The sequence below is a fragment of the Pseudomonas simiae genome, from assembly GCF_900111895.1.
Taxonomy (GTDB): domain Bacteria; phylum Pseudomonadota; class Gammaproteobacteria; order Pseudomonadales; family Pseudomonadaceae; genus Aquipseudomonas; species Aquipseudomonas simiae.
On record NZ_FOKB01000013.1, the window covers coordinates 17,874 to 29,992 of the forward strand.

Consider the following 12,119-nt stretch of genomic DNA (forward strand, 5'->3'; position numbering starts at 1 on the left):
CTCGATCAGGGATGGTTGAACAGGGCCAGGGACACGCGTTCCGAGTCATCCAGGTACAGGCTCATCGCCTCCCCTGCCGCCGGTTTATCCTGCTGGACCAATAACGTGTAAATCTCACGATCACGCTCCAACCACGGCGATTGGAAGCGTTGCTCATCAGGCGCAGCGCAGAACACCAGACGCAACTGGGCGATGACCTGGGCAAAAAACTCATCGAACAAAGGGCTGCGCATCAACCCTACGATCTGCTGATGAAACATCAGGCTGTGGGTGGCGACCGCCCGCCAGTCTTCGCGCTCACGGGCCAGGGTGGTGGCGTCGATGGCGTTTTGCATGCGTTCGGATTGGGCTTCTGTCAGAGGACCACTCTGGGCGATGGCCTGCAGTTCCAGGGTGCGACGAACGACAAATAAGTCACGCACTTCCTCACACTCCAGCCGCCGCACCATAACCCCCTTGTTGCGCACATAACGGGTCAAGCCTTCTTGCCCTAAACGGTGCAACGCTTCACGGATGGTATTGCGCGATGCGTTATAGGCTTTCACCAGCTCCACTTCGATCAACGGCATGCCTGGTAGCAGCCGCCCACCGATGATGTCAGCGCGAAGCTCCAAGGCAATCTGGTCGGCTAACGACAAGCTGAGCGTCATGGTCACCTCACGATTGTTGAACAATCTTTTACGTTTAGGTAATCACGTTTCATGCCAACGTGCAGATGTGTAAAAAGATTCAAGTTGGTTAGAATGCCAACCTGTCACTGAGGCCGTCCCATGCGTTACTCACCCGACCACAAAGCCCAGACCCATCAACGTATCATCAAGGAAGCCTCCGTACGCTTTCGACGCGACGGCATCGGCGCGACTGGTTTACAGCCATTGATGAAGGCGCTGAACCTGACGCATGGTGGGTTTTATGCGCACTTCAAATCCAAGGATGAGTTGGTGGAGAAGGCGCTGCAGGCGGCTGCGGCAGAGCTGGATGCTCATTGCGAAATGCTGTTCAGCCAGGAGCGGCCGCTGGAAGCCTTTATCGACAGTTACCTCTCGAAATGGCACATGACGTCTCCGGACCAAGGCTGCCCACTGCCTACCATGTCCTCCGAACTCGGCCTAAGGGGCCAGCACAGTACAACGACGGACGCAGTACTCGACGCGCGGCTAAAGCAGATTGATACGGCTTTAGCGGATGGACGGAGTGATGAACAAAGCCTGGTGATGATGTCGACGCTGGTCGGAGCATTGGTGCTCGCCAGGAGTGTCGAAGATCCGGCATTGGCTATGCGAATCTTGGAGGTTGTGCGCGCGCGTTTGAAAACCCAGGTTTCAACGCGTGAAAAAGCCGGTCAGTGACCGGCTTTCTCGCCTGACTTAATTGATCACCAGCCTTTCGCGGTTCTTCTCCAGCAAAGCCTTACCAATCCCCTTCACTTCCAACAACTCATCTACCGCCGTGAACGGCCCATTGCTTTCGCGATACGCAACGATCGCCCTGGCCTTGGCAGCCCCGATGCCGAAGAGATCACGGCGCAGGGTTTCGGCATCAGCGGCGTTCAGGTTGACCTTGGCGGATTGCTCGGCCTTGGACATCTGAGTGGCGATAGGGGTTGGGGCTTCGGGCTTGATGGAAGGGGCTGCGGTGGTCGTAGCGGAGATGCTGGTGAGAAACGCGAAGATAAGGGCGCAGATGTAGGTGTTTTGCATTGGTGACGCTCCATGACATCGATGAGGGAAAAGCAGCTTTCCTAAGCTGCCTCCCAAACTTAGGTGATGTTGGGTAGGAGTCAAAAACGGGTGGGTTACAGAGTATGACCGCAACCCGCAAGGCCAGTGAGACGGCCTGCTCAGGCCTCGTCCATCCTGCATTTCCAGTTAAGGTCCCAAACAGGTAGAATTGCCGCCACTTATGGGCAGCCCGGCCGCAATGCGAACTTAAACGCCGGTCGACACAGTGCAAGCCTCATCGGGTCGTTCACTATTAAATACACGGCAACTCACTGCGATGTTGCCGTTTGTTATGTATGCGATTCAACGGTGGGGCGTTAGCGCTGGTTGCTTCTATCCGCTTTGAACTCTACTAAAAATGCCCCTCATCAGGGGTGTAGTCTGCGCGTTGAATGCGGTATGACGTTCGGCGTAATGACGACAGGAGATGTAAACGTACATGGGTATCAAAAGCTTCGGGCAGAGGTGCACCGCTCCCCACATGTCAGGGGATGAATTGAATCCTTGTGACGTCAACGTTGAGCGTGGTGCCTGACGCATGTCTATTGTCACGCTGTCGAACCACAAGTCATTCACGGGTGAATCCGGCAAAAGCCTTCTGGAGTGTGCAAAGTCACAAGGTACCGTACTGGAATACAGCTGCCGTACCGGTCGTTGCGGCGTCTGCAAGGCCAACGTGCTCCAGGGTGATACAGAGGTGATGCAACCAGAACTCGCCCTTACGGACGAAGAGCGTGCCAACGGCGCCATCCTGACGTGCTGCCGAGCAGCGTTGACTGATGTTGAACTGGATATCGAAGACTTGGGCTTGCTGGCCGACATCCAGATCAAAACCATGCCTTGCCGCCTCGATACACTGGAGCGCCTAGCGGACGACGTGGTACGGGTCGTCCTCAGGACACCGCCCAAAAGCGCGCTGTTCTACCTTCCTGGGCAGTACATCGACGTCATAGGCAAAGACGGTGTGCGCCGCAGTTATTCGATTGCCAACGCCGTACGCGAGGATGCCAAGCTCGAACTGCATATCCGCCAAGTACCTGATGGAGTGATGAGCCAGTATTGGTTTGGTGAAGCCCAAGTCAATGACCTGCTGAGGCTGGAAGGCCCACTTGGCACCTTCTGCCTGCGTAACGCCAGCACTACAAACTTGGTGTTCATGGCGACAGGTACCGGGATCGCCCCCGTAAAGGCCATGCTCGAAGCCTTGGCGAGTACATCCGAACCCCTCATCGGCAAGCGCGTTTACGTTTATTGGGGGGGGCGTACGGAAAACGACTTGTACTGGCTCCCTGACTTCCCGACGCTGGGCATGACTTACCGCCCCGTGCTTTCACGCGCGGGTAAACACTGGCCAGGCGCCACCGGATACGTTCAACAGGCCGTCCTTGCAGAAAACCTTGACCTGGCCGATACCTCGGTCTATGCCTGTGGCTCTGAAGCCATGATCCATACGGCGCGCGAGATGCTGACACAGGCTGGCCTGCCCCTCAAACATTTCCATTCTGATGCCTTTGTAAGCTCGAATTGACCCGGAGACAGCATGAAAGCAGTTATTTTGGCCGGTGGCCTGGGAACACGGCTAAGCGAAGAAACCAGCGTGCGCCCCAAACCCATGGTCGAGATCGGCGGCAAACCCATCCTCTGGCACATCCTGAAGATGTACTCCGCGCATGGCATCAATGACTTCATTATCTGCTGCGGCTACAAGGGCTATGTGATCAAGGAGTATTTTGCCAACTACTTCCTGCACATGTCCGACGTCACGTTCAACATGCGCGACAACACCATGAAAGTGCACGACCAACGTGCTGAAGACTGGAACATCACCCTGGTCGATACTGGCGACGAGTCCATGACTGGCGGTCGCCTGCGTCGTGTCGCCGACTACGTCAAGGACGAAGAAGCCTTTTGCTTCACTTATGGCGATGGTGTCAGCGATCTTGATATCAGCGCGACCCTGGCCTTTCACAAGGCACATGGCAAGGCGGCAACGCTCACCGCAACGTTCCCCCCCGGCCGTTTTGGCGCACTGGATATCCAGAAAGGCCAAGTGCTGAACTTCAAGGAAAAACCCAAAGGAGATGGCGCGCTGATCAACGGCGGCTTCTTCGTCTTGAGCCCCACGGTTCTCCAGTACCTGGAGGACGACAGCACAACCTGGGAACAAGAGCCGCTGATGAAGCTTGCAGCCGAGGGCCAACTCATGGCCTACGAACACCCGGGGTTCTGGCAACCTATGGATACGCTGCGTGACAAACACTACCTGGAAGATCTTTGGCAGTCTGGCAAAGCTCCCTGGAAATCCTGGGACTGAATATGAAGTCGACCGTTTCTCCTACCTTCTGGCAAGGCAAAAGAGTCTTCCTGACCGGCCATACCGGGTTCAAAGGTAGCTGGCTGGCGCTATGGCTAACGAGCATGGGCGCGCAGGTTAAGGGGTTTGCCCTGGCGCCACCGACACACCCTGCCCTGTTCGTCGAGGCCAAGGTGGCCCAAGGCATGGAGTCGGAGCAAGGCGATATTCGTGATCGCGCAGTAATCGCCCAAAGCATGGTGAGCTTCAACCCCGACGTGTTGATCCACATGGCGGCGCAGCCGTTGGTCCGTTTGTCCTATCGCGAACCCGTCGAGACCTACGCCACTAACGTAATGGGCACCCTGCATGTGCTGGAAGCCGCACGCCAATGCCCCAACCTGCGGGCTATCGTCAACGTCACCACCGACAAATGCTATGAAAACCGTGAGTGGGAATGGGGCTATCGTGAAGACGAACCCATGGGTGGTCACGACCCGTACAGCAACAGCAAAGGCTGCGTGGAGCTGATCACCAGCGCCTACCGCAAGTCATTTTTCAATGACCCGCAAGGTGCTGCGTTGGCGTCCGGCAGGGCCGGCAATGTGATTGGCGGCGGCGATTGGGCGGAAGACCGGCTGATACCTGATATTCTCGGTGCCTTCGAGAAGGGTCAGCCCGTCACGATACGCAATCCGAAGTCCACCCGGCCGTGGCAACACGTGCTGGAGCCGCTGAGCGGTTACCTTGTGTTGGCACAACATCTCTGGACCCATGGGCATCGTTTTGCCCAGGGCTGGAATTTCGGTCCCAAGGATGAAGATGCACGCCCTGTGGAGTGGATCATCGATCACATGGTACAGGCTTGGGGTACAGGTGCCCGTTGGCAACTGGACCAGGACCCGCAACCGCATGAGGCCAACTACCTCAAGCTAGATATTTCCAAGGCGCGCGCCCACTTGCACTGGGCCCCCAGCTGGAACCTCGAAACCACGCTCGCCCGGATTGTTACCTGGCATCGTGCCTGGTTGAGCGGCAACGACATGCAGGCCCTTTGCCTGGAAGAAATCAATGCCTACATGCTCGCCATGCATGCCAGCAGCAACTAACTCTATTTTTTAGCAGGATTTTTCATGACACCCGATATGCTCCGCCAGGAAATCAGCAAGCTCGTCGAGCAGTACGCCAACATTGCATTGGCGAGCAAGCCGTTCGTGGCCGGCGAAACTGTCATTCCACCGTCCGGCAAAGTGATCGGTGCGCGGGAGTTGCAGTTGATGGTCGAGGCCTCCCTGGATGGATGGCTGACCACTGGCCGTTTCAATGCCGAATTCGAGAAAAAGCTCGCTGAGTTCATCGGTGTCAAATTCCTACTGTCGGTCAACTCCGGCTCTTCCGCCAACCTGGTTGCCTTCAGCACCCTGACCTCACCCAAACTCGGTGAGCGCGCGATCAAGAAAGGCGATGAAGTGATTGGCGTGGCTGCGGGCTTCCCGACCACGGTCAACCCCATCGTTCAATTCGGCGCGATCCCGGTGTTCGTTGACGTTGACATGGCCACCCACAACATCAACGCCGACCTGATCGAAGCGGCCATCACGCCAAAAACCAAGGCAATCATGCTTGCCCACACCCTGGGCAACCCATTCAACCTGGGCAAGGTCAAAGCCCTGTGCGAAAAGTACAACCTGTGGCTGGTGGAGGACTGCTGTGATGCCTTGGGTGCAACCTATGACGGTAAGCTGGTAGGCACTTTCGGTGACATCGCCACCCTCAGCTTCTACCCCGCGCACCACATCACCATGGGCGAAGGTGGTGCAGTGTTCACCAACAACCCGATGCTCAAGGTGATTGCCGAGTCGTTCCGCGACTGGGGCCGCGATTGCTACTGCGCACCGGGTTGTGACAACACCTGCGGCGACCGTTTCGGCCAGCAATATGGCAGCTTGCCCCAAGGTTATGACCACAAGTACGTGTACGCGCATTTGGGCTACAACCTGAAAATCACCGACATGCAAGCCGCCTGCGGCCTGGCCCAGCTCGAACGCGCCCAGGACTTCATCGATACGCGCAAGCGCAACTTCGCGCTGCTCAAGGAGCGCTTGTCCAGCCTGTCCGAATTCCTCGAAATTGCCGAGGCAACCCCTAACAGCGACCCATCGTGGTTCGGTTTCCCGGTGACGCTCAAGGAAAGCAGCGGGGTCAAACGAGTCGACCTGCTCAAGTACCTTGACCAGCACAAAATCGGCACGCGCCTGCTATTCGCCGGCAACCTGACACGCCAGCCTTACTTCCAGAACCTGGAGTACCGTGTGGTTGGCGAACTGACGAATACCGACCGCACCATGAATCAGACCTTCTGGCTCGGTGTACAGCCTTCGTTGGGCCAGGAACATTTCGATTTTGTGGGTGAAAAGCTGGAAGAGTTTTTCGGGATCGGTTTCTAAACAATGAAAGCATCAGATGCGGTAGCGTTGGTTCTTGCGCAGAACAAGGTTCTGTATGGTTATGAGTTGATCGGCGGAATGATCACGCACCTGGTTGACAGCATCAATCAGTTGGGCAAGACCAAGCTGGTCTCGGTTCACCATGAACAAGGGGCCGCGTTTGCTGCATCCGCAGTTTCCCGCGCCACACATCACGAAGTGCTCGGCGTCGCCCTGGGCACAAGTGGTCCCGGCGCCACCAACCTGATCACCGGCATCGCCGATTGCTGGCTTGATAGCCATCCGTGTCTTTTCTTGACGGGCCAGGTCAACACCTACGAACTCAAGGGCGAGAGAAATATCCGCCAACAGGGTTTCCAGGAGCTGGATAGCGTGGCGCTGGTCAGCAGTATTACCAAGTACGCCTATCAGGTCAGGCATGTAGACGAGTTGCTTCCGTGCTTACAAAAGGCTATCGACCTCGCCAGGGAAGGACGACCAGGCCCGGTACTGCTGGATATCCCGATGGATATTCAGCGAACCGACATCGATGATGCCGCGGTCAGCGCGTTTTTGTTGCCTTGCGCGCAACAGATTGCAGCGCCACTGCAAGCAGCCGACCTCGAGACGATCAGCAATGCACTGGCTTGCGCTCGGAACCCGTTGATCCTGCTGGGCGGGGGGGCCGTCAACACGCCTAACTTCGCACATTGGCTCAATCAGTTGGAGACGTCTGGTATCCCTTACGTAGCCAGCTTGAAAGGGGCTGAAAAGATCCCGGCGAGCGCCAATTACCTGGGCATGCTCGGCGCTTATGGAACGCGTGCAGCCAATCATGCCGTGCAGAATTGCGACTTTCTGCTGGTACTGGGCAGCCGCCTGGATGTTCGGCAAACCGGTGCCAAACCCGAGGACTTCGCCCGCAAAGCCAAGGTTTTCCAGATCGACCTGATGGAAGGGCAACTGAACAACCGCGTTAAGGCGCACGCCTCCTACGTGATGGAACTGAACACCTTCTTCGCAGACTTCCCCCTTTGCGAAGTGCAAGAAAACGCGGCATGGGCTGCCTGGGCTGCTGATTTGCGAGCTGATTTCGATCAGAGCTTTGTCGATGAATACACTGATTGGTCAGTGAGCCCCTTCGTCATCTGCTCAACCCTTGGCGCTTTGACCAAAGGGCATGGTGTCGATTTCGTCGCCGACGTCGGCAACAATCAGATGTGGGCAGCACACACGTTGCGATTGAGCCCTGGCCAATCCATGCACCACTCAGGTGGCCTGGGCACCATGGGGTTCGCGATCCCCGCGGCCATTGGCGCCTGCAATGCAGGCAACAAACCTGTCATTGTCATAACAGGTGACGGGGGCGCCCAGCTCAATATCCAGGAACTGGATATCATCGCCCGCGATCAACTGCCCGTCTTGATCATTGTGCTTAACAATCACTCTCTGGGAATGGTCCGCGGGTTCCAGGAAATGTATTTCGAAGGCCGTAACTCGTCGACCTACTGGAACGGCTACACCTCACAGTTCAAAGCCATTGGTGAGGCTTACGGCATCAGCTCCACGGTCGTGGGCACCCATGAGGAATTTGCGGCGCAGGTCGGGATGTTTATTGAATCACCCCGTCCCGCACTGATCGAACTGATGATGCCCGACGCCCGAGAATGCCGTCCTCGGCTGGAATTTGGCCGCTCGATTGATCAGCAGTTGCCTGAAAAAACGCGGACAGCACGCTGATGCACATCGCAATATTCGGCGCGAACAGCCAAATTGCCCAGGACCTGACCCGTTCACTCGCCGCAGCTCGAACGTTCGACCTGAGCCTGTTCGTGCGGGACAAAAACAAACTCGACACATCGGCATTGATACCCACAGGACAACGAAGTATCAAAATCTTTGAATACGCCGATTTCGATCGCAACACTGCGTTCGATGCAATCATTAACTTTGTAGGGGTCGGTGACCCTGCAGTGGCATCGAAAATGGGGTCTGCCATTTTCGATATCACCTATGAGTATGACAAACTCGCACTCGACTATCTCAAAGCCAACAACAAGTGCCGCTATATATTTCTGAGCAGTGGTGCAGCTTATGGCGGTGATTTCGAAACCCCCGCGCAAGCCCAGACACTCGCCACGTTTGACATAAACAATTTGAAAACAACGGATTGGTACGCTGTCGCAAAGTTTTATGCCGAGACGAGGCACCGAGCGCTTCAGGGTCTTAGCATTGTGGATATCCGGGTATTCAACTACTTCAGTCACACACAAGACTTGAGTGCACGTTACTTCATGACCGACGCTGTCCGCGCAATCAAGGACAACACCGTACTGACGACGTCTCCCGCCAACATGTTTCGTGACTACATAACCCCTTTGGACTTTTACACGCTGATATCCAAGGCATTGGCCTTCAATGGCGACCTCAATATAGCTGTCGATTGCTATACCAAAGCCCCAGCCGACAAGTTCTCAATACTCGACCATCTTCAGAGTAATTTCGGCCTGCAATACACCACCGAAAAAGCCACCCAACACATTAATGCTACCGGCGCAAAGCAGCACTATTACTCCGAAAACAGAATGGCATCGACATTGGGCTACACCCCACATTTCAATTCCATTGAAGGATTGACTCATGAAATCGAAAGATGTCAATTCATCAAATGAACTATAAAAAAATATTCGATCATGACTTTCGCAACACTGCAATAAATCAGTTATGGCGATTACTCTCGGGACCTGCGTTGCTCATCCTAGTCCCCCTTTACCTGTCGTCCGAAGCCCAAGGATACTGGTACACCTTCATCAGTATGGCCGCACTCGCCGTGTTCGCAGACATGGGATTTTCTGCCGTACTGCTATTGTTCGCCTCGCATGAGTTTGCACACCTCAAGTTCAACAATCAGAAAGAACTTTGTGGCACACCTGAGCACATCAGCCGATTGGCGACATTATTATCGTTCGCCATGCGCTGGGCCGGCGCCATGGCGCTCGTTGTTTTCCCGGCCGTGCTGTTGATCGGGTATTTCATACTCAATGGAAAGACCTCCCTGGTCAACTGGCAACTACCGTGGTTGGTGTACGGTGTGGCATCCGTCATTGTATTCATTAATAGCATTGCACTGTCATTCATCGAAGGATGCGACAGTGTTGGTGACATTCAGAAAATTCGTTTCCACATCAGCGTGATCAGTGTGTGCGTGACCGTCATCCTGCTGATCAGCGGCGCAGACTTGTATGCTCTGGCCTTTTCGTTATTAGCCGGTGCACTGGCAGGCACCTCAATAATCCTTCATCGCTACAAAGCCATGTTGGGACAGCTTTATAAACTGACAAAAGTCAACAGCCACCCTTGGTTCAAGGAAATAATGCCGCTCCTGTGGCGCTTCGCATTGAGCTGGATCAGCGGCTATTTTGTACTGTCTATATTTACCCCCCTGTCCTTCAGCTATCACGGGGCCGTACAAGCGGGCCAAGTTGGCTTTTCAATGGCGATTTGCATGGCCATGTTCAGCATCGCGAACATATGGGTAACCATTATCACCCCAAAAATAAATATGTATGCGGCCCATCGTAATACAACGGCGCTCGATCAAGCCTTCAAAAAAGGCTTAGCACTGGCAATAGCGACTTATGCAATGGGTATGGTAACGCTCTTCACTGGCCTATGGCTGATGGAGGGCCAGCCGTTGATAGAGAACCGCCTGCTGCCCTCCCTCCCTCTGTTGATGGTCAGTACAGGATGGCTGATGCAGTTAATCGTCAATGCAATGGCGATCTACATGAGGGCCTATAAAAAAGAACCATTGGTCGTGGTATCGGTCGTCAACGGGCTATATGTCGCGATCACTACCTTGCTGGCTGCGAAGTACCTTCCATTTGAATACCTGTTCTCTGGCTTCACAAGTGCGTACGTCTTGGTCTTGCCGTGGGTTTATTGGATTTTTAGATCTTTCAAAAGGCGTTCATCATGAGTCTTCAGCCTAACCCTGTATTGTCCATTGCACTGCCTACCTACAACCGAGCGGACTTCCTTGACAGTTCGCTGGCCGCACACCTGCCGATACTAAAGCACCACAACATTCAAATTTTCATTTCCGATAATGCCTCGACAGATGAAACCTTTCAGGTTGTCGAGAAATGGAAAGCCGAATACCCCCTGTTGCACTACTCACGTAACCACGAAAACCTGGGTGCTGATTTAAACTTTGAAAAAGCACTGTCTTTATCGGACACCGCGTACACATGGCTGTTGGGCGATACCTCTCAATTCTGTGCCGACGACCTCGACAAGGTATTGACTCGCTTAAATACAAACACCCCTTACGACGCCGTACTGGTAAATCTGGTAGGCAAGATTGAAACGCCAGAATCCACCTATCAAGACGCCAATGCATTGTTACAAGATCTCGCAGGGCTCATGAGCTGCATGAGTTGCTTGATCTATAGCAAAGCACTGATAAATGATGCCAACTTTTCTCGCTATCACGATTCAAACTTCATACAAACAGGTATCATCTTCGAGTCTATTGCGAACCGCCCCTTTCAAATTCATTGGTTACCCCAGGTGTCCATTACGTCACTTGAAAGCCCGCACCTCACAAAAACCAGCTGGGCCCACACAGACAAAATATTCAAGATCGGCCTGACCTGCTGGGTTAACTTTATATTTTCGTTACCGGTCAGCTATTCATTGCAAGGAAAACTTGAAGCCTGCACCCGCTTTGGCCAAGTATCCGGCGCGTTCACGATCAAGGGTATGCTGTCTCTGAGGGCCAGGGGGTTGTTAAACTACGGCATCTATAAAGCGTACCGACCGGACCTCAGGCTTTCCGTAGCCTACCCTAGCTGGATCGTCATGGTGATATCAGTCGTACCAAGATCGATGCTCAGCAAGGTGGTCAACCTCTATCTCAAACGCACACGCACTCTACCGGTGACAAACCAATAGTTTGCTTCCACCTGTTTACGCCAGCCAACATGAGTAGACCGCGGTGTCCTATTTTTTAAAAAAACTCAAGCAACATCACGTCTTTATCGTTCCTATGGTGTTCGGGCAATGTCTTTTAGTATGGCGAGCGTTTATTCATCTCAGAGCCTTCCCAGCCCCCGGGCGACGTGCCTACCTTGGCCGTGCGCCCAAGGTCTTTGGCCTGGAACACATTACGCTGGGTAATAACTTCAGGGTAGGTGAAGGGCTCTGGCTACACGCGATCTCTCAATACCTTACGTTCAAGTACCAGCCGCAGGTCGACATTGGTGAGAACTTCTCCGCCAGCGACCATTTGCATATAGCGTGTTGCAACAAAATAACGATTGGTCGCAATGTCTTGATGGGCAGCAAGATTCACATCACCGACCATTCCCACGGCGCCTACTCGGGGGAGAACCAATCCAGCCCCTACGAAACACCTTTTGAAAGAAAGCTGGCCAGCAGCGGCCCCGTGACCATTGGCGATAACGTATGGATCGGGGACAATGTCGTCGTACTGCCGAACACCTCTATTGGCAATGGGTCGATCATCGGCGCCAACAGCATTGTCACCAAAGATATCCCCAGTCATGTCATTGCTGTGGGCTGCCCTGCCAGGGTCGTGAAAGTCTGGAGCGATAAAGAGAGCAAATGGTTGAATGTTTAAGCGTGACCCAGCACAGGCGGCTCCACACATCAAAG

General features: G+C 54.3%; 12 protein-coding genes. 10 read left to right on the top strand and 2 right to left on the bottom strand.

What is annotated here, in order from left to right; translation table 11 throughout:
- Positions 1-5 precede the first annotated feature (5 nt).
- Entirely contained in the window at positions 6-650 is a 645-nt protein-coding gene (locus tag BMZ57_RS26985; RefSeq protein ID WP_029529202.1) for a GntR family transcriptional regulator, read from the bottom strand.
- Positions 651-770: 120 nt separating this feature from the next.
- Between BMZ57_RS26985 and BMZ57_RS26990 the strand changes: the two genes are divergently transcribed.
- Positions 771-1,349, top strand: coding sequence for a TetR/AcrR family transcriptional regulator (locus BMZ57_RS26990; RefSeq protein WP_010211924.1), 579 nt, complete (start codon positions 771-773; stop codon positions 1,347-1,349).
- A gap of 18 nt (positions 1,350-1,367) precedes the next feature.
- Here BMZ57_RS26990 and BMZ57_RS26995 read toward each other — a convergent pair whose 3' ends face one another.
- Positions 1,368-1,700, bottom strand: a complete 333-nt coding sequence (locus BMZ57_RS26995) for a ComEA family DNA-binding protein (protein ID WP_010211925.1) — start codon at positions 1,698-1,700, stop codon at positions 1,368-1,370.
- Positions 1,701-2,259: 559 nt separating this feature from the next.
- Between BMZ57_RS26995 and BMZ57_RS27000 the strand changes: the two genes are divergently transcribed.
- From BMZ57_RS27000 to BMZ57_RS27040, 9 genes are read left to right on the top strand one after another with little or no spacing between them, the layout of a single operon-like run.
- Positions 2,260-3,249 carry an FAD-binding oxidoreductase gene (locus BMZ57_RS27000; RefSeq protein WP_010211926.1) on the top strand — a complete coding sequence of 330 codons (990 nt, stop codon included), beginning with the start codon at positions 2,260-2,262 and terminating at the stop codon, positions 3,247-3,249.
- 12 nt (positions 3,250-3,261) lie between these two features.
- Positions 3,262-4,035 carry a glucose-1-phosphate cytidylyltransferase gene (rfbF, locus tag BMZ57_RS27005; protein ID WP_010211927.1) on the top strand — a complete coding sequence of 258 codons (774 nt, stop codon included), beginning with the start codon at positions 3,262-3,264 and terminating at the stop codon, positions 4,033-4,035.
- Positions 4,036-4,037: 2 nt separating this feature from the next.
- Complete coding sequence (gene rfbG / locus BMZ57_RS27010) at positions 4,038-5,123, top strand: CDP-glucose 4,6-dehydratase (RefSeq protein ID WP_042570770.1); 1,086 nt, start codon at positions 4,038-4,040, stop codon at positions 5,121-5,123.
- Between the two features lie 24 nt (positions 5,124-5,147).
- Positions 5,148-6,461 (top strand): lipopolysaccharide biosynthesis protein RfbH, encoded by a 1,314-nt coding sequence (rfbH, locus tag BMZ57_RS27015; protein ID WP_021490939.1) that lies wholly within the window; start codon positions 5,148-5,150, stop codon positions 6,459-6,461.
- Between the two features lie 3 nt (positions 6,462-6,464).
- Positions 6,465-8,180 carry a thiamine pyrophosphate-binding protein gene (locus BMZ57_RS27020; RefSeq protein WP_069673327.1) on the top strand — a complete coding sequence of 572 codons (1,716 nt, stop codon included), beginning with the start codon at positions 6,465-6,467 and terminating at the stop codon, positions 8,178-8,180.
- Positions 8,180-9,112 (top strand): NAD-dependent epimerase/dehydratase family protein, encoded by a 933-nt coding sequence (locus tag BMZ57_RS27025; protein WP_038452977.1) that lies wholly within the window; start codon positions 8,180-8,182, stop codon positions 9,110-9,112. The genes BMZ57_RS27020 and BMZ57_RS27025 overlap by 1 nt, the downstream gene beginning before the upstream one ends.
- On the top strand, positions 9,094-10,419 hold the full coding sequence (locus BMZ57_RS27030; RefSeq protein ID WP_231501102.1) for a hypothetical protein: 1,326 nt from the start codon (positions 9,094-9,096) through the stop codon (positions 10,417-10,419). Before BMZ57_RS27025 ends, BMZ57_RS27030 begins: the two co-directional genes overlap by 19 nt.
- Positions 10,416-11,396: a glycosyltransferase family 2 protein gene (locus BMZ57_RS27035; protein ID WP_021490942.1), complete on the top strand. Its 981-nt coding sequence runs from the start codon at positions 10,416-10,418 to the stop codon at positions 11,394-11,396. Before BMZ57_RS27030 ends, BMZ57_RS27035 begins: the two co-directional genes overlap by 4 nt.
- 43 nt (positions 11,397-11,439) lie before the next feature.
- Entirely contained in the window at positions 11,440-12,084 is a 645-nt protein-coding gene (locus tag BMZ57_RS27040; RefSeq protein ID WP_010211938.1) for a DapH/DapD/GlmU-related protein, read from the top strand.
- Positions 12,085-12,119 lie beyond the last annotated feature (35 nt).